Below are 19410 nucleotides of genomic sequence, written 5' to 3'. Positions count from 1 at the left end.
CGCCTAGATCGCCTTTGCCTTTTTATTCGCTACAATATGAGAAGTATCATACCCTGAGAATTTCTTGAGATAGTAACGAATTGATGTCCCGTTCGCGTCTGCGAAGCCAACTTCGCCGCCACTGCGTAAAAACTTCTTAACATTACCCGCTCCTGCAAGATGCGCTGCGGCCAGTATCCCGGATTCTGTGATCTTCACACCACCTATATAACGCCCTCTGTACCGCTTAATGTCTCTGCGTAAGATCCATTTGTTGCGTGAGGTGTAGGCATCGAAGGCCCTTTCTTGTAAGTATGTATCCCCTAAAAAAGTTTCTGCATTCTTGATACCGATCATTCGTAAGGTTCCTTTACCAAATTGATATTTTCCCAAATATCCAAATTGATTGATCGTTTCGTAATCCCCCCTGGATTCTTTAAAGCCAAGTGCCTCTTTAAATCCAACGTAGGTTTTTCCTAAAAATAAAGTATAGGAAGGAACTATGGTTGAATTGAAGTCCATTACATCCATCTCATTCGGAACATCGTAACAGAGTTCAATTTCTACCATTCGGTACTGTGAAAGATCGACCCCATCTCGTGTCGAAAATCCCGTTACCACAAGTGATGTGATAAACAGCAAACCAAATAATCGTAGTAAATTACGTTTCATTTTTATTAAAAATTTGAATCCCCGGAGGTATTCTCTTTTCAGCGTGCAAAGATACGGCTTTTTTTACAAATTTGATTTTCAGTCTGTTAAAAAATGTTAAAGCCGAACTGGACCTCGTTTGTACGAAAAAGGTTACAGGTTTTGCTACTAAAAATACGCTTTTTTTAGATCAAAAATACTCTTGTGAAATGAAATTAATGACAGGGTTATGAACACAGACCAAAACAGTATAAAATGAAAAAACCAGGCTTGTCAACCTGGTTTTCTCAATAATTATAATGTCGCTTTGGCATTATTATCGGGTAGTATGGAAGTAAGATCGTAGTGTGCAAACTCTTTCATGTACCGTGTTATAGGTACATTATTGGCGTCTGCAAATACGTCCTCTCCATTCGATTCAAGAAACTTCATTACGTTTCCTGCACCGCCCAAATGCGCTGCGGCGATCAAGCCGGATTCGGTTATTCGTATGCCATCAATTACTTGACCATTGAATTTAGTAATATAGTCTTTTAGTACCCATTTGTTTTTGGAGATAAGCGCTTCGAACGCTTTTTCCTGTAACAAAGGGGAGTTTAAAAATTGACTTTTATTATAAATTCCTACCCAGTTAAGGGCAGAACGGCCAAATTGATATTTGCCCATATAACCTAATCTGTTTACAGCGTTGTAATTTCCACTGCTTTCGCTAAAGCCGAGGTCCTCACAAAAGCCTAAATACGACTTCCCAACAAATGGTATATTTTGCTGGGGATTCATATCTACTTCATATGCAAAAGGAACATAGGCGAGTTCACCTTCAATTTCCGAAGTAAATATCGAACTGCTTTTACTTTCCTTGCGAAAGGAAAAACCAGATACCACAAATGTGGCGACTAGCAGCAGCACAGACAATTTCATAAAACGTTTTCGCATGTTCTACTTAGTTTAAGAATTATAATTATTGCACCATTTCCTCGTGAAATGGCGAAATACTCTTAAAAGCAAACAAAAACCGCTCCAAAACGCTTGCTATAAAGGTTTTATGAATTGTAAGGTCTTATGTCAAAGAACATTCTAAAAATGATGTAATTCTTGATTATTAGCGTAGTACAACGCTTGGTCAACGCATTAACTACATTAACAAATATAAGGGGACAGCAAGCCGTTAAAGGAGCTCTTAACAGTCTTTAACCCGTCATTTTGTAAAGGTTTAACAGATTTTAGCGATTCACCCCGTTTGCATTCACCCAACGCACATATTCGGCTTTATTAACATTGTGCTGCGCCAGGGTCTTGGCGAATTTATGGTAGCCGAAGTTGGTAACATCGGCCACAAAATAAAGGTAGTCGTGCTGTTCCGGCTGTAAAACAGCATCGATAGCAGAAATATCCGGCATGGCGATAGGCCCCGGAGGCACCCCGGCATATTTATAGGTATTAAAAGGTGAATCCAATTCAAGATCCACATAAAGTACTCTTTTTATAACTTGTTCAAAGTCGTTCTCTTTTTTCTTTTTGGCATAGATCACTGTAGGGTCTGCCTGTAACAGCATGCCTCGTTTCAGCCTGTTGATGTACACACCTGCAACACGAGGCCGTTCTTCCACCTTGGCGGTTTCCTTTTGTACAATGGCTGCCAGCGCCATGACCTCCCCCTTACTTAAGCCCAGAGCTTTCGCTTTTTGCACTCTGGATTCGTTCCAGAAGCGATCGTATTCGGTACGCATCCTATCCCGAAAGGTTTCGGCAGAACTGTTCCAGTAGAATTCATACGTATTGGGAATGTACATCCCAAGTGCGGTATCTTGGCTGAAATCATTTTCAGTTAAAAATTGCGGATCCCGCATGGCGGTAAGCAACGCAAGGCTATCGGCCTCTATCTGTCTTGAGATATGACCCGCAAGGTCCTCTAGCCGCTCCTGATTATTAAATTTTACGTTAATGGGAATGTTCTTGCTTCTAATGGTATTGATAATATCATTATTGTTCATTCCTTTTTTAATAATAAAATGTCCCGGTTTAATATTCGTGTGGTATCCTTTGCGCCTGGCCACCAGTTCGAACGAATCGATATTGTCCACTAAAGGCTCTAACTCTTCAAGCACATCCCTAAACTGTGCATTGGAAGGGATGTATACATGTGCCTCCTTATTGTTAAAGGCTGTATTTTCTGAAAAGACATTAGTATAAACATAGAATGCAAAGGCACCCATACCCACAAGCCCCAATAGAACGACGGCGATTAGAATTTTTTTAATGTACATCTGCTATTAACTGGTATAAATATTCATTTTTATAGGTCCCTTCGGAAAAAATCCAATCCTGCTTCCGCCCTGCTTCCACAAATCCCGCTTTTGTAAACAATTGCATACTCTTTTTATTGTCTTCGGAAATATTTGCATAGACCTGATGCATTTGTAACTGCCGGAAGGCGAATTTACAAACAAGTGAAACTGCTTCCGAAGCATAGCCTTTACCTCGATCTGTTTCCGAAGCAATAACAATACCCAAACCAACTCGGTGGTTCTTCGGGTCAAAATCAAACAGATCGATCAAACCTATGGCCTTGTTGTTTTCTTTAGTACAAATGACCAGCCGCAGTTGTTTCACCTCGTAAATATCGCGGTGCGCATTCTCAAGATACTGTTTCAGCACAAATTTAGAATAAGGAGTCACGGTATTACTTAGCTCCCAAATGCTTTCATCGTTCTCAATGCTGTAAAGAAAATCCAGGTCTGTAAGCTCCAAGGCTCGAAGTGTAATATCACTTCCCGTAAGTGTGATCATGACCAAATTCCTTTAAATACCTGAACCGCAGGACCAATTAAATAAATATCCTTATATCCGGATGTCGTTTTAGTAAAGGTAACCGTTAAATTTCCACCCGGTGTCTCTAAAGTAACCCGTGGTGCGCTTGTCTTTTCCGTGGCATGCATCGCAATTGCTACTGCCGTAACCCCTGTGCCACAGGACAAGGTTTCATCTTCCACTCCGCGTTCGTAGGTGCGAACTGAAAAAATGTCATTCTCCTTGGGTGTCACGAAATTTACATTCGCGCCGGCTTTTCCGTAGCGATCGTTTCTAATGGAGCGACCTCTCTCAAACACCTCAAACTTGGCTACATCGTCAACGATCTCCACGTGGTGTGGGGATCCGGTGTCCAAAAAGACAAAATCTTCAGATCTGGATACAGCAGTCACATTGTTCATCTTCAAGGAAACAAGATCTCCCTCGACCGTTGCTTCATGCATTCCGTCTACGGCTTCAAATTCTGCTTTGGAATCTATAATTCCTAAATGTTTCGCAAAGTGAACGATGCAACGTCCTCCATTACCACACATGGAACTAAGGTTGCCATCGGCGTTGTAATAGACCATGGAAAAATGCGCCGTTGCGTGCGGTTCCAGCAGGATAAGTCCGTCGGCACCAATGCCAAACTTCCGGTCACAGAGTTGCGCTACCAATTTGGTATTATTTTTGGAGAAGATGTGTTGACGATTATCGATCATCACAAAATCGTTTCCAGTTCCTTGATATTTATAAAACTCAAAGGCCATTGTGGCAAAGGTATAAAAAGCCCAGGCTAGTTTTTAAATAAAAGGCTTGTTAAATGGACGTTAAAAGTGAAATAGTTCAAGAATAATCTCGTCTTTATAAAGTTAAGTATAATATTAAAATAGTTTACAAATGAAACAGACACTTCAATTTTTTATCGTAGCGCTGTTTGCAGGCGCTCTCACCTTGGGCGGATATAAAATTTTCATGGAGCCAGAAACCGCTGCTCTAACAACTCAAAATGAGTCCGCTTCTTTTATTCCTACAAACTTTAACTCGGCCAATACCCCGGCAGGGAGTATTGATTTTATAGAAGCCGCCGAGAAAACGGTGCACGCCGTGGTCCACGTAAAGAATAAGACCATTACCACACAACCTCGAAATATGATGGATTATTTCAATGGTGGCGGTGTACCCCGAGAAATGATAGGTTCGGGTAGCGGCGTGATTATCTCCGCCGACGGTTACATTGTAACGAACAATCATGTGATCGCCAATGCTTCAGAACTATCGGTCACATTGAATAACAATAAAACCTACAATGCCGAATTGATAGGAACAGATCCTAAAACAGACATTGCCCTTATAAAATTAGACAGCAATGAAGATTTCCCGTACGTTCCCTTCGGCGATTCCAACGAGATCAATTTGGGAGAATGGGTCCTTGCCGTAGGAAATCCGTTCAACCTTACTTCAACTGTCACCGCCGGAATCGTTAGCGCCAAAGCGCGCGACCTCAACCAATTTGACGCCAACCCCCAGTCCTTTATACAAACCGATGCGGCCGTCAATCGAGGAAACAGTGGTGGTGCCCTGGTCAATACAAGAGGTGAGCTTATTGGAATCAATACTGCCATCACTTCCGAAACCGGATCGTATGTTGGATATTCGTTCGCAGTTCCTTCCAACATTGCGAGAAAAGTGATCGAGGACATCATGGAATTTGGTAATGTACAACGCGGTATTCTGGGGATCACCGGGGGTACGTTGAATTCGCAGATTGCCAAGGACATCGGAATCAACGATACAGAAGGTGTGTATATCGCGGGCGTTGAAAAAGGAAGCGGTGCCGAGAAGAGCGGCCTGCGAGAAGGCGATGTGATCAAGAAATTGGATGGCTACAAGGTTGGAAAATTCTCTGATCTGTCGGGATACTTAGGATCGAAAAGACCTAATGATGTGGTCCAGGTGACAATTCTTAGAAACGGAAACGAAAAGAACATTCCTGTTACCCTTGTGAAACTTGAGACCTTCGAGATCTCAGATCTGGGACTTGAAGTGAAGAATGCAAGCACGTCCGATCTAAAGTCAAGAGGTGCCTCAAACGGGGTTCTTGTGACCAGAACATTGACCCAGGATATGTCTCGTTACAACTTGGCCGGCATCTTGATCACGAAGATTAATGATGAGACCATAGAAGATATTGACGATGTAAAACGAATCATGAATCGTCGCGACTACAGCGCTCCTATCAAGATGACCTTTGTAGATCAGCGTGGCGAAGTAAACACGTTCATCTTCAGATAGTGCTTGTTTCTTTCTGAAGAAGGTACCCCTCTAAAAATCTGATTTTTGGAGGGGTATTATTTTTAATATTTGCTTCATCATACCATTGGAAATAATTACTTTTGCAGCAAATTTAAAACCCCGCTCTCTTACATGTGAGCGCCTTAAACCACACAACTATGAGTTTTGATGACGTTTATGAAAAAGAACTGTCTTTTCAAACCGACCGCCGTAAAGCGACCGTAGAATTTATAAAGATCGTAAGTGATCTTTGGTACGACAAATCCATTGAACTTGTACTTTTCAGAAATCAATTGATCGACAGAAATGTAAGTGAGATCTTGAACCTCCATGAATATGCCGGAGAATTTGTTCAGAAACCCATCTCCATTTTCGATTCTGTAGAAATTGCACAAGCCATTAAAACGCTGGATCTTCCTCCTGCGAAACTGGATATTGGAAAACTTACTTACGAATATCATTTGGAAGATAATAAATATGAAGATGCCATTGCATTTGTAAGCGACAAACTGAAAGATGCTAAGCAAACGCACAACATTACACCAAAAGATGTGGTTTTGTATGGTTTTGGTAGAATTGGTCGTTTGTTGGCGCGAGAGCTGATGACCCGAACCGGACAAGGAAGTCAGATGCGCTTACGAGCTATCGTAACACGCGGGGCGATCGATGCTACAGTTTTGGAAAAAAGAGCTTCATTGCTGCAGTATGATTCGGTTCACGGGGACTTTCCCGGAACCGTTCGTGCCGATCTTGAGAACAAAGCATTGATTATTAATGGTACTACCGTCCATATTATTTCGGCCGACAACCCTGAAGAGATCGATTATACTGCGTATGGTATCGAAGACGCTCTTGTTATTGATAATACCGGCGCTTTTAGGGACAAAGAAGCCTTGAGCCGCCATTTGGTGTCCAAAGGAGCCGCCAAAGTATTGCTTACTGCCCCCGGAAAAGGAGTTCCCAATATTGTTCACGGGGTGAATCACCAAGAATACAACCCAAATGAAGTAGATATCTTTTCTGCTGCCTCCTGTACAACCAATGCTATCACACCTGTATTGAAGGCAATTGAAGATAGTTTTGGTGTTGTTCAAGGACACTTAGAAACCATCCATGCCTATACCAATGATCAGAACCTGGTCGATAACATGCATAAGAAATACCGAAGAGGCCGTGCTGCCGCATTGAATATGGTAATTACTGAAACAGGTGCCGGAAGTGCTGTTTCTAAAGCATTGCCCTCTTTTGAAGGTAAATTAACCTCGAATGCCATCCGGGTACCTGTTCCCAACGGCTCCTTAGCCATCCTGAAACTGGAGCTCGAAGCCAAAACCTCTATTGACGGGATCAATTCTGTAATGAAAAAATACGCCCTGGAAGGAGATTTGGTAGAGCAGATCAAGTATTCATTGAACAACGAATTGGTCTCCAGCGATATCGTGGGATCCTCTGCACCTTCTATTTTCGACAGCAATGCTACCATTGTAGCCAATGACGAAAAGAATGTGGTGCTCTACGTATGGTATGACAATGAGTACGGGTACAGTCATCAGGTAATTCGACTGGCGAAATACATATCGAAAGTAAGACGCTATACCTATTATTAGAAGTATTATTGTTTTATTTCTGAAAGCCCGTCGAAGTTTCAACGGGCTTTTTTTATACATCGATTTTTTTCAAAAAGGTGCCGAAAGCAAGATGAAACATATCACCCCCTCTAAGCATCTTACCTATTTGGTTTCTGAAAGCCGTATCTTCGTATCATAGAATGCACACATGAAGATATTAAAAGCTACACCCGAACATCTTAAAGAACTTGTGCCACTTTTTGACGGATATCGAGTTTTCTACAAGCAGCCTTCCAACCCCGAAGCAGCACATGACTTTTTGAACGAACGGTTGCTGAAGCAAGATTCTGTCATTTTTATGGCACTGGACAAAAAGGGAAAGGGTTTTGGATTTACTCAGTTGTACCCGAGTTTTTCGTCGGTATCCTTACAACGCACCTATATCCTGAACGATCTTTTTGTCGCTCCCGAAGCGCGAGGAAAAGGTGTGGGCGCAGCATTGATGAATCACGCGAAAAAGTTTGCCATAGCTGAAAGCAGCAAAGGACTTACGCTGGAAACTGCTGTCGATAATCCGGCTCAAAATCTATACGAACGGTTGGGCTGGGTAAAAGACACTAATGTTTTTCATTATACTTGGGAAGTACAAACTCAATGAATTGCCGTATTTTTACTCCCTAACTTTAGTACTATGGATCATTTGACAAAACTCGAAGAACTCTTGGACCAGGCCAATATGGACATTAAGAACGGACAATATGATGAAGCTACCAATAAGCTTGAAAAAATTATAGATATGGATCCCAATTTCGGGAAAGCGTATAACCATCTGGGTTATTTATATGAAGTAAAATTCAAGGAATATGAAAAGGGAGAAACGCTGTATAAATTGTGTTTGGAAAAAAGCCCTATGTATCCGGCTGTCTATTATAATTACGCCGTTCTTCTTTCTACGCTAGAGAAATATGATACACTAAAAGAATTATTGGATCAGGCGATCACGATCCCCGGGATCACCAAATCGACTATTTATAATGAGTATGCCATCATGTACGAGCAGCAAGGAAAGCTCGCCGAAGCTATTGAACATTATAAAAAAGCAGCATTGAACACCTTAGATAAAAGTGTTTTGGAACGGGCGAAGGGCTCTATTGAACGTTGTAAAATGAAGCAAGAATTTCTGTAAGCATGCGTATTGATATCATCACCGTTTTACCTGAACTATTAGAGAGTCCGTTTGAGGCTTCCATATTAAAACGAGCTATAGAAAAAGGGCTGGTGGAAGTACATACCCACAATTTAAGGGAATATGCCACAAACAATTACAAACAAATAGATGACTATCAGTTTGGCGGAGGCGCCGGAATGGTCATGATGATCGAACCCATAGATAAATGTATCACCCGGCTTACGAGCGAACGGGAGTACGACGAGGTGATCTATATGACCCCGGACGGTAAAACCTTGAACCAAGGCATGGCTAACGAGCTATCCTTAAAAAAGAATATCATTATTCTTTGTGGCCATTATAAAGGCGTAGACCAACGGGTACGGGATCATTTTATTACACGGGAAATATCCATTGGTGACTTTGTGCTAAGCGGCGGGGAACTCGCTGCAGCCATTGTATGTGATGCGGTGATAAGGTTACTGCCCGGCGTGCTGGGCAATGAGACCAGTGCGCTGACTGACAGTTTTCAGGATGATTTGTTGGCGCCGCCTATCTATACACGTCCGGCCGACTATAAAGGCTGGAAAGTTCCGGAGATACTGTTAAGCGGTAATACTCCTAAAATTGAAGCCTGGCGTGAAGCTGAAGCATATAAAAGAACAGCGACACGAAGACCTGATCTTTTGGAAGAGTAACCCGCGATAGCGATTGAGGGGACCTACCCCACCGCGGGCTGCAAACAGCAGCCAAGGTGTGTAGTCACGAAAGCGCGACCCTCCTTCTAAAAGGAGGGGATCGCCCGAATAAAAAAAGAAAAAACAGTTGCACCCTAATAGAAAATGCTTATTTTTGCAACCGATTTAATCCAACCTCTGGCGAGATCCGTGCATGTTGTTTTAAACAGAACGTTAAGTAAACAACAATGGAAGAGTTAGTAAAATTTGTACAAGACGAATTTATAACCAAAAAAGAATTCCCAAAGTTTAGTGCGGGAGATACCATTACGGTGTATTATGAGATCCGTGAAGGGGAAAAAACAAGAACACAGTTCTTTAAGGGTGTTGTGATCCAGATTAAAGGTACCGGAAGTTCACAAACCTTTACAATTAGAAAAATGTCTGGAACGGTAGGAGTAGAGCGTATCTTCCCTGTCAATTTACCTGCACTTCAAAAAATTGAAGTAAATAAGACCGGTAGTGTACGTAGAAAACGTATCTATTACTTTAGAGGTCTTACCGGTAAGAAAGCAAGAATTAGAGAAAAGCGATCGTAGTTTTTCTTTGAAAACACTTCTAAAAAAGCACTCTTTTCCAGGGTGCTTTTTTTATGAACAAATGTTTATAACCTACGTTTATAATTGGTTAATATTTAAACTCTTATAAAAGTTGTTTTATTGAATTTCTGTTCTATATTAGCAATATCAAAATGGTGTTACAGCCAGATTGTATACATAAAGTAACGTTCTTTATATACTTTTTTTTAGTTGTTTGAGATGCTAACGATCCTTGTGATGGTTAGGATTGAGATTAAAGAAAAGTTCGAGACTGTTTTTTGAGACCAAGAGTAGCTTTTTGTTACTGGTTCGATAAAAACAATTCTCTTGAAACCCATCACAACTGCAAGGGTATAATAAACTTGCTTTGATTCGCCTTCGGCGAATGGTTGGTAACGATGTGTTTCACAAGAAGCCATAGCAATGTAGCAATACAATGTTATGGCTTTTCTTGTTTTAAAATCGTCCTCGCGAATTTTTTTTGCACAGTTGTTGATGTGTTGTATGAGTACGTAAACGAATTAATGTATTTTTACAAAAACTATTATCATGAAAAAAAATATTTCCATTTTACTTTTGTCTTTATTTTCCTTAGTATGTTTTTCACAAACAGAAGGGGCTTATTATCAATTACAGGTTAAGAAGATCGATGTCGAACAACTAAATGCCGCTTTTGGGATTACAGACGCAGATTTAGCCAATATTGAAGGTTCTCCATATAGCAACGAAAACTTTTTGCCCGGAAATATCTATAAAAGCGACAAGGTGGTGGCCGCTAATAAATTAATGCGCTACAATGCTTTTGCAGATGAAATAGAAACTAAAACAAACTCAAATGACACCGAATATGGTGCGCTTATTAAGGATCCTAACGTATTCGTGAAGATTGTAAATGATCTATATGTGTTCATCCCTTTTGAGGATTCAGTTGATAAGGGACATTACTTTCAAATTATTTCTGAAGAAAAGGTCTTTGATCTTTATAAAAAAACCGATGTAACGTATGTTCCTCCCTTCTTTGCAAAAACCTCCTATGAGACCTCAAAACCGGCAAAATTCGATAAGGAAGTAACTTACTACCTCGTAAATAAAAACGGTGTCTTTTACGAATTACCTTCAAATAAAAACAAGCTTATTAAAGTGATGTCAAGCCATGATAAGGAAATAAAGAATTTTATCCGTATGAACCGCACTGACTTGGACGAGGAAAAAGACCTAATACGCTTGGTCTCCTATTACAATTCACTTCAAAATTAAAGATCTTAGATCACCCTGTGATCTACTAAATTATATTTCCGATTTATAAGCTATAAAAGCCATAACACTGCTATGCGGTCGTTTTATGGCTTTTTCATTATTTTGTAAGTTCACGGCATTAACAAAATTATAGTAGCACCCATCTTTTAAAAGCCTGTTCAAATCGTTATATTTGCCATTCTTTACTATTAAAAGTTCATTTTTTTTAAACTGAAAAAACCAACCCACTCAATGTCGAATAAAGCGAAAATAATCTATACAAAGACCGACGAAGCACCGTATCTGGCAACTCACTCACTACTTCCCATCCTGGAAGCCTTTACAGCTCCTTCGCAGATCGAAATTGAAACACGTGACATCTCTCTGGCCGGACGTATCCTTGCCAATTTTCCGGAATACCTTACAGAAGACCAACGCGTGAATGATGCTTTGACAGAATTGGGAGAACTCGCCAAACAACCCGATGCAAATATTATAAAGCTTCCTAATATTAGTGCTTCCATTCCTCAATTAACTGAAGCGGTCACAGAGCTGCAATCACAGGGCTACGCCCTACCCGATTATCCCGAAGATCCTAAAACCGATGAAGAGAAAAAAATAAAAGCTACATACGACAAGATCAAAGGTAGTGCGGTGAATCCGGTGCTTCGTGAAGGAAATAGCGACAGACGGGCTCCAAAAGCCGTAAAGAATTACGCAAAAAAGAATCCGCATAGTATGGGAGCATGGAGTGCCGACTCCAAAACGCATGTGGCCACCATGGAGCATGGTGATTTTAGACATAACGAGAAATCCGTGACCCTTGCTGCAGCAGGAGCACTGAAGATCAAACTCAAGGAAACATCGGGAACGGAGACCGTACTTAAAGAAGCTGTTCCTGTGTTAGCAGGTGAGATCATTGATGCCACGGTGATGAGCAAGAAAGCATTGCTCTCCTTTCTGAAGCACCAGGTAAAAGATGCGAAAGACAAAGGGGTGTTATTTTCATTGCATATGAAAGCGACCATGATGAAGGTAAGTGACCCTATCATCTTTGGTCATGCCGTTCACGTATATTTTTCGGAATTGTTCGATACATATAAAGACACCTTTGATGCCTTGGGCGTAGATGTGCGTAACGGATTTGGAGATCTTACCAGTAAACTTTCGGAATTGCCTTCAGAAAAAAGAGAAGCGATCGAAGAGGATATTACCCGTATCTTAGAGGAACAACCCGATCTGGCTATGGTCAATAGCGATAAAGGGATCACTAATTTACACGTTCCCAGCGATGTGATCATTGATGCTTCGATGCCGGCCATGATCCGTAATTCGGGACAAATGTGGGATAAAAATGGTGCCACGCGTGATACCAAAGCTGTGATCCCCGATAGTAGTTATGCCGATGTGTATCAAGAAACCATCGATTTCTGCAAGGAACACGGCGCATTCGATCCAACGACCATGGGAACAGTCCCTAACGTAGGACTTATGGCACAAAAAGCCGAAGAATACGGATCCCACGACAAGACTTTCGAGATCCCTGCAGACGGAACGGTGGCTGTAATTGATCAGGACGGCAACACCTTAATGGAACACGCTGTTGCTAAAGGCGATATCTGGCGTATGTGTCAGGTAAAAGACCTACCTATACGCGACTGGGTAAAGTTGGCAGTAAGCAGAGCCAGAGCGACCGGCAGTCCTGCGGTATTCTGGCTGGACGAGGAGCGTGCCCATGACGCTCAGCTGATTCAAAAAGTAAAAGAGTACCTTCCACATCACGATACACAAGGATTGGAAATTAAAATATTATCCCCAAAGGACGCTACAAAATACACCCTGGAACGTGTAAAAGAGGGTAAAGACACTATATCGGTGACCGGAAATGTGTTGCGGGATTACCTTACAGACCTCTTCCCTATCCTCGAATTAGGCACCAGTGCCAAAATGCTGTCCATTGTTCCCCTTATGAACGGCGGAGGGCTCTTCGAGACCGGAGCCGGTGGTTCTGCACCGAAGCACGTAGAACAATTTGTTGAGGAAGGACACCTCCGGTGGGATTCGCTGGGAGAGTTTTTGGCCATTGCTGTTTCCCTCGAGCATTTGGGGAATACGTTTGGAAATGAACGTGCGCTCTTATTGTCGGAAACACTGGACGAAGCTACCGAGAAACTCTTGGAAAATAAAAAAGGCCCTTCCAGAAAAGTTAATGAGCTTGACAACAGGGGCAGTCATTATTACTTGGCTTTATACTGGGCACAAGCATTGGCGGCTCAAAACAAGGATACAACACTTAAAGAACGCTTTGCTCCTATTGCAAAGGCATTGAAAGCGGAAGAAAAGAACATTCTGAACGAACTGACCGCTGCACAAGGACATCCCGTATCCATTGGCGGCTATTACTGGCCTGACGAGACCAAGGTCTTTAACCAAATGCGACCCAGCAAAACGTTCAACACCATAATATCCGGTATACAATAAATCTGTGTTAAAAAGCCTTCGGAATTTAAGAAGGCTTTTTTTTATCCCTATTTTTAAAAAAAATTGCATTGAAAAATCTTTTTGTGATGTTAGCGTGCTTCGGAACTTCGGTGCTGTTGGCACAGGACCGATATACCGTGAGTGGAACTGTTTCCGAAGCAGACACAGGTGAAACACTTATTGGTGTTAATGTGATAATACCCGATCTTCAAACCGGAACGGTCACGAATCAGTATGGCTTTTATTCCATTACACTGCCCGCGGGAGACTATGAAATCTATTACAGTAATCTGGGCTTTGCTACAAGAACCGCCACAGTATCACTCCAACAGAATGTTCAACTGGACATCGCCTTAGAAATAGACACCGAAGAACTTAACGAGGTCGTTCTTAAAGCCGATATTGAGAAACTCAACATCAAAAAACCTCAGATGAGTGTGAATACATTGTCGATGGAGACCATCAAGCAGCTGCCCGTGGTCTTGGGTGAGACCGATGTTATTAAATCCATTACCTTACTTCCCGGAGTGACCAATGCAGGAGAAGGCGCCAGCGGATTCAATGTGCGAGGTGGAGCAGCCGATCAAAATTTAATCCTGTTGGACGAGGCGACGCTTTATAATTCCTCCCACCTGTTCGGGTTCTTTTCGGTGTTCAATCCGGATGCCATTAAAGATCTTACGCTCTATAAAGGCGGTATTCCGGCACGGTATGGCGGGCGTGTATCTTCGGTATTGGATATCTATCAAAAAGACGGAAGCAAACGGGAGTTTCGTGCCAAAGGAGGTATAGGTTTGGTGGCCAGCAGGTTGTTGGTGGAAGGCCCCATTAAAAAAGATTCCGCTTCATTTTTAATAGGCGGCAGAAGCAGTTATGCACATTTGTTCCTTCCGTTGTTCGACAACGATAATGTGGCTTATTTCTACGATCTCAATACAAAGATAAGCTACAACCTCAATAAGAACAATCGGCTGTATATGTCGGGTTACTTCGGAAGGGATGTATTTAGTATCGCAGACAGCTTTGCCAATAGCTTCGGAAATACGACCTTCAACCTGCGTTGGAATCATTTGTTCTCCGACAAGCTCTTCAGTAATCTATCGCTCATCTATTCCGACTATTTTTACGGCCTTGAGCTGAAGTTTGTGGAATTCGATTTCGACAGTGGCATCCAAAACCTGAACTTGAAATATGACTTCACCCATTTCCTTTCAGAAAAAATAGATCTTCGCTACGGTCTTAACAGCATCTATTACACTTTTAATCCGGGTGATATTAAACCAACCACAGAAGGTTCCGGAATAAATCCCTTTAAACTTACCGATAAGTACGCCTTTGAGAATGCCGTTTATGTAGATGCCGAAGTGACACTTTCCGATCGATTTGCTGTTCAAGCCGGATTACGTTTTTCAACCTTCAATCGGTTAGGGCAGGATGCCCTGAATATATACGAGAATGACAACCCCTTACTGTACAACGAGGACTTAAATATATACCAAAAAGCAACACCAATAGATACGCTCTACCTATCTCGCGGGAAGACCATTCAAGCATTTGCTCAATTGGAGCCGCGTATGGCGGTCGCTTACCAACTAAGTGATAATACTTCTCTAAAGGCCAGCTATAACCGCATGGCACAGTACATTCACCTAATAAGCAATACCACTTCGCCTACCCCCTTCGATATCTATGCGCCCAGTGGTAAATATATTGAACCACAACTGGCCGATCAGGTAGCCATTGGATATTTCAAAACCTTTGAGTCGTACTCGCTGGAAATAGAAAGTTTCTATAAAACCGTACAGAACAGGTTGGATTATGTGGATGATGCAGATCTTATTGCTAACAACGCCATCGAACAGATTCTTTTAAATGGAGAAGCAAGGGCTTACGGATTGGAAGTTCTTTTCAGAAAAACAGAGGGAAAATTACAAGGCTGGGTCGCCTATACCCTCTCCAAAAGTGAACAACGTACACCCGGGAGGACACCCGTTGAAACGGGGATCAATAATGGATCTTGGTATAATTCACCATGGGACAAGACCCATGACATTAGCGTGACGGCACAGTACGAACTGTCTAAAAAATGGTCTTTTGGAGCGAATATGGTCTACCAAACGGGACAGCCATCTACCTTTCCCAGCGGACAATACGTTTATAATGATATTGTCGTGCCCGTGTACGAAGCACGTAACAGCAGTAGGCTTCCGTCGTATCATCATCTGGATCTGTCGGCCACCTGGGTACCCAAACCCAACACTGAAAAAAGGTGGAAGAGCGAATGGGTCTTCAGCATTTACAATGTGTACAATCGAAAGAATGCTGCCTCGATTTCGTTCAGGGAAAACACCGATATCAATAGGAATGAAGCAGTGCGTTTATCTATTTTTGGCATCATTCCAGCTATTACTTATAACTTTAATTTTTAGATTATGAAGCAGATGTTTATGTTCTTCGTTCTGTTGACAACACTCTCTTCCTGTGAAGATGTGATTGATGTTGATCTAAATGAAAGCGCGCCTAAACTTGTTGTCGATGCACGAATTATAAAGAATATTGAAAATGATGATGCGTTTGCAAGGGTGAAACTTTCCATCACCAAACCCTTTTTTGAAACGGGGACGACACACGTGAATGAAGCCATGGTAACAATTACCGATGCCAACGGTATTGTATATCCGCTTCCCAACTTGGGAAATGGTCTTTATGGCCTTGATCCTTTTATAGTAGAAGCGAACACAAGCTATACATTAGAAGTCGATTATGAAGGTGAGCGCTATATGGCTACCGAAATATTGGAACCTGTTGTTCCCCTGGAGTTTGTGGAACAGCGAAATGATGGTGGGTTTTCGGGAGAAGATATTGAGCTGAAAGCTTTTTTCAACGATCCTCCTAATGAAGAGAATTATTATTTCTTTGAAGGGCTAAGTGATCGTGGAGATGTGTACGATACCTTTAACGATGAGTTTTTTGACGGGAACCGGATCTTCGGATTTTATTCTGTGGAAGATCTGGAAACCAATGATCAGGTAACTTTTTATCTGCATGGTGTCGACAGAAACTTTTACAACTTCATGTTTGTATTATTGCAGCAAAGTACCGACCAAAGTGACGGTCCGTTCGAGACGCAACCCGCCACGGTGAGAGGTAATTTAGTGAATACTACCACGCCCGATAATTTCCCGCTGGGTTATTTCAGGATTTCTGAAGTGTCAATCTTAACGTATACCGTTCAATAATCCTAATGTAGGTTCTAGAAAGTATCGTAAATTTGTATATGGAATTTACCAAAACCACCGAAGCAGTGTCACAGTACGATCATTTAGAACAAATGAGCGTTTCCGACCTTCTTAAACATATCAATACCGAAGACAAAACGGTGCCAACAGCAGTAGAACGGGCATTACCACAGATCATACGACTTACCGAAGTGGTTTCACAAAAGTTAAAGGCTGGTGGACGTTTGTTCTATATTGGTGCGGGTACCAGCGGCCGCTTGGGAATTGTAGACGCAAGTGAATGTCCCCCTACCTTTGGTGTTTCACATGAATTAGTAATAGGTCTCATTGCCGGTGGTGATCAGGCCATCCGTAAGGCCGTAGAATTTGCCGAAGATTCACACGCACAGGGATGGGCAGATCTTCAGGCACATGCAGTTTCAAAAAACGATGTCGTTATTGGGATCGCTGCTTCCGGAACTACACCATACGTCATTGGTGCCTTAGAAAAATGTAACAAAGAAGGGATCGTCACCGGCTGCATCACGTGCAATGAAGGTAGCCCTCTGGCAGTAACTGCATCCTACCCTGTTGTGGTCGTCGTAGGGCCCGAATTTGTTACCGGTAGCTCCCGCATGAAAGCAGGAACTGCTCAAAAATTAGTGCTCAATATGATCTCAACCGCCGCAATGATTCAGTTAGGTCGAGTGAAGGGCAATAAGATGGTAGACATGCAATTAAGCAACAATAAGCTCGTAGATCGTGGCACTAAAATGGTCATGCAGGAGCTCGATATTTCAGAAAAAGAAGCACAACAATTATTGAACATCCATAAGAATGTTCGTTCTGCCATTCAAGCCTATCGCAATGAGACACACTAACAAACAAATTTTAGTGAAAGGGATCAAAAGGCTGGTACTATGTATTCCGCTATTGGTCTTAACGACCTATATTCTCACTTTCGCATTTTTAAATAAAGAAACAATCCCACTCTATATCTTTTTACCCTTGGGAATCATTGCTATGGCTGTAACCATCTTTCTTCTTTTTAGTGGGATCAAGATCGTTTTGACTGCTGTATTTGGGGAAAAGGGTTCTTCATAATTATTCCATTTTTATAAACCGAAGGGTATGTTGCTTGTCTTCAGCTTCAATGGTAAGAAGGTATACGGCAGCTTTCAGGGTGGAAACGTCTAGCGTTATACTTTCTGAATGTGCTGATTGTTCTAAGATTTGTTGCCCTAATAAGTTCATGACCAAAACACGCTGTATAATCCCGCTGTATTGAACGGTCAAAATGTTTTTGGCTGGGTTGGGATACACCCTAAGCGTATGTTGATCAAAATCTGAAGCGCCCAGAACAATATTGACCGTAACCGCTAGCGGATCACTCAAACAATTATCTACGATACTCACTGCGTAATACGTAGTCGCATCCACAAGAACGGTTGATAACGGCAATGGATTAGCCCCTGTCATCGCATCTGCCTCTGTTGCAAACCATGTTACGTTGGCCGGTGACACAACAATGTCGGCCAGTGTCGCCCCGTCGTTAAAAGTCTGACTGGCATTACCCGTAGGGGTTGGTGGAGGAGTACAAGGTGTTAAGCTAATCCTTCCAAAATATTGGCTTGATGCTGAGTTAATCACAGTGCTTGTGCCTGTATTGGGATTCAAGCTGCGTACCCCGGCTGCATTTGACACAAGTACGTTATCATTCTGCAGAATTGCGACACCTCTTAGATTCCCTTCGTTCCAATAGTTAAGTATGGAGCCATCGGTAATTGAAAATTCATAAAGTCCCGAACTGTTGGGTCCGGTAACACTGAAAACTGCTGCATACACTGAGTTATTGGTAGTATTGACCTCTATTTGTTGGATAAAATTTACAATACCTTGATTCAGTATATTTCCTAATACATTACCAGTATAATCACGACGTTCAATTTTAGATTCCGATCCGATATAGGAGATATAAACCTCGCCGCTACCCACGTCAATAATGTCGAAGGTAGAATCATTTCCGGTAGTAGCGAAAAAACCAAGATTATTACCATCCAGATCGAACCGCACTATGGCATTGCCGGGCGCACCATTATTGGTTCCTGCGTTGGTGACCCATACTTCTCCATTGACGAGCTCCATTCCACGAACATTATCTAAACCTCCTCCTGCAACCTGGCCACCTATGGTGCTAAGATAGTTTCCGGCAATATCAAAACGATCGATACGATCGCGTATTTGGTCTGTGATCCAAATCTCATCCACTACTTGTAGCAATGCTTTTGGAGTTCCGGGATCCAATGGGGTAAGATCGATAAAGGACGGGTCCAATATACTTCCATCGTTTGGATCTAAAAGCACAACCACCGGATCTTGAAGGACGGCAATCCTATCTTGCGCTTTTAGTAAGGAAACACATAAGACGAAAATTGTAAAAAAAGACACTTGAAGATACGTAGAAATAGCATTCATTTTTTGATGGTTTTAAAACTACAAGATAGGAATTAAATCGGCTTACAGTAAAAAAAAAGAATACAAGGAATGAAATTTGGGTTATACTAAAGTCGACTCCCAAAATTTCTTAAACAGCAAGATCCTGCATTTTGTAAATTAAAAAAGTACAAAATGCAGGATCTCGCTACCACCCCATTCGTGGAAGTGTTGGGTTTATTGTATAAAAAAATCCCTCATCGTTTAGATGAGGGATTTTAAAGAAGGCGGCGACCTACTCTTCCACAATGTAGT

Annotated in this window: 18 protein-coding genes; 12 read left to right on the top strand and 6 right to left on the bottom strand. The window is 41.9% G+C overall.

Translation table 11 applies throughout. The annotated features are described in order from the left end of the window. Window positions 1-3: 3 nt before the first annotated feature. From JS40_RS00165 to dapF, 5 genes are all read right to left on the bottom strand, one after another. Window positions 4-651 carry a hypothetical protein gene (locus tag JS40_RS00165; RefSeq protein ID WP_034257621.1) on the bottom strand — a complete coding sequence of 216 codons (648 nt, stop codon included), beginning with the start codon at window positions 649-651 and terminating at the stop codon, window positions 4-6. A 273-nt stretch (window positions 652-924) separates the two neighbouring features. Further along, a complete protein-coding gene (locus JS40_RS00160; RefSeq protein ID WP_034257620.1) occupies window positions 925-1566 on the bottom strand; it encodes a hypothetical protein in 642 nt (213 codons plus the stop codon). Window positions 1567-1853: 287 nt separating this feature from the next. Continuing rightward, window positions 1854-2897 carry an endolytic transglycosylase MltG gene (gene mltG, locus JS40_RS00155; protein ID WP_034257619.1) on the bottom strand — a complete coding sequence of 348 codons (1044 nt, stop codon included), beginning with the start codon at window positions 2895-2897 and terminating at the stop codon, window positions 1854-1856. Continuing rightward, the gene (locus tag JS40_RS00150) at window positions 2887-3420 is read right to left on the bottom strand and encodes a GNAT family N-acetyltransferase (protein WP_034257618.1); all 534 of its coding nucleotides are present in this window, start codon (window positions 3418-3420) and stop codon (window positions 2887-2889) included. The genes mltG and JS40_RS00150 overlap by 11 nt, the downstream gene beginning before the upstream one ends. Then, entirely contained in the window at window positions 3417-4190 is a 774-nt protein-coding gene (gene dapF / locus JS40_RS00145; RefSeq protein ID WP_034257617.1) for a diaminopimelate epimerase, read from the bottom strand. Before dapF ends, JS40_RS00150 begins: the two co-directional genes overlap by 4 nt. A gap of 130 nt (window positions 4191-4320) precedes the next feature. Here dapF and JS40_RS00140 point away from each other — a divergent pair, with 130 nt between their 5' ends. The 12 genes from JS40_RS00140 to JS40_RS00080 all read left to right on the top strand — a co-directional run bounded on the left by JS40_RS00140 (window position 4321) and on the right by JS40_RS00080 (window position 17766). Next, window positions 4321-5715, top strand: a complete 1395-nt coding sequence (locus JS40_RS00140; protein ID WP_034257616.1) for a trypsin-like peptidase domain-containing protein — start codon at window positions 4321-4323, stop codon at window positions 5713-5715. A 158-nt stretch (window positions 5716-5873) separates the two neighbouring features. Next, on the top strand, window positions 5874-7322 hold the full coding sequence (locus JS40_RS00135; protein WP_034257615.1) for a glyceraldehyde-3-phosphate dehydrogenase: 1449 nt from the start codon (window positions 5874-5876) through the stop codon (window positions 7320-7322). Between the two features lie 169 nt (window positions 7323-7491). Next, complete coding sequence (locus JS40_RS00130) at window positions 7492-7941, top strand: GNAT family N-acetyltransferase (RefSeq protein ID WP_034257613.1); 450 nt, start codon at window positions 7492-7494, stop codon at window positions 7939-7941. A 33-nt stretch (window positions 7942-7974) separates the two neighbouring features. Next, window positions 7975-8469, top strand: coding sequence for a tetratricopeptide repeat protein (locus JS40_RS00125; protein ID WP_034257611.1), 495 nt, complete (start codon window positions 7975-7977; stop codon window positions 8467-8469). A 2-nt stretch (window positions 8470-8471) separates the two neighbouring features. Continuing rightward, window positions 8472-9149, top strand: a complete 678-nt coding sequence (gene trmD / locus JS40_RS00120) for a tRNA (guanosine(37)-N1)-methyltransferase TrmD (RefSeq protein WP_034257609.1) — start codon at window positions 8472-8474, stop codon at window positions 9147-9149. 227 nt (window positions 9150-9376) lie between these two features. Then, entirely contained in the window at window positions 9377-9727 is a 351-nt protein-coding gene (gene rplS, locus JS40_RS00115; protein WP_034257607.1) for a 50S ribosomal protein L19, read from the top strand. 549 nt (window positions 9728-10276) lie between these two features. Then, window positions 10277-10984, top strand: a complete 708-nt coding sequence (locus JS40_RS00110) for a hypothetical protein (protein ID WP_034257605.1) — start codon at window positions 10277-10279, stop codon at window positions 10982-10984. 231 nt (window positions 10985-11215) lie between these two features. After that, window positions 11216-13444, top strand: coding sequence for an NADP-dependent isocitrate dehydrogenase (locus JS40_RS00100; protein ID WP_034257602.1), 2229 nt, complete (start codon window positions 11216-11218; stop codon window positions 13442-13444). A gap of 86 nt (window positions 13445-13530) precedes the next feature. Further along, complete coding sequence (locus JS40_RS00095; RefSeq protein WP_051957436.1) at window positions 13531-15873, top strand: TonB-dependent receptor; 2343 nt, start codon at window positions 13531-13533, stop codon at window positions 15871-15873. A gap of 3 nt (window positions 15874-15876) precedes the next feature. After that, entirely contained in the window at window positions 15877-16683 is an 807-nt protein-coding gene (locus JS40_RS00090; protein ID WP_034257598.1) for a DUF4249 domain-containing protein, read from the top strand. A gap of 38 nt (window positions 16684-16721) precedes the next feature. After that, on the top strand, window positions 16722-17543 hold the full coding sequence (murQ, locus tag JS40_RS00085) for an N-acetylmuramic acid 6-phosphate etherase (protein WP_034257595.1): 822 nt from the start codon (window positions 16722-16724) through the stop codon (window positions 17541-17543). Continuing rightward, complete coding sequence (locus JS40_RS00080) at window positions 17530-17766, top strand: DUF6095 family protein (protein WP_034257594.1); 237 nt, start codon at window positions 17530-17532, stop codon at window positions 17764-17766. Before murQ ends, JS40_RS00080 begins: the two co-directional genes overlap by 14 nt. Here JS40_RS00080 and JS40_RS00075 read toward each other — a convergent pair whose 3' ends face one another. Then, the gene (locus tag JS40_RS00075; RefSeq protein WP_034257592.1) at window positions 17767-19137 is read right to left on the bottom strand and encodes a T9SS type A sorting domain-containing protein; all 1371 of its coding nucleotides are present in this window, start codon (window positions 19135-19137) and stop codon (window positions 17767-17769) included. Window positions 19138-19410: the final 273 nt, after the last annotated feature.

Origin of the sequence: Altibacter lentus, assembly GCF_000746845.1 — a bacterium.
In the GTDB taxonomy this organism is placed as follows: domain Bacteria; phylum Bacteroidota; class Bacteroidia; order Flavobacteriales; family Flavobacteriaceae; genus Altibacter; species Altibacter lentus.
Note: the sequence above shows the minus strand (reverse complement) of the source record. Positions and strands in the feature narration are given on the sequence as shown.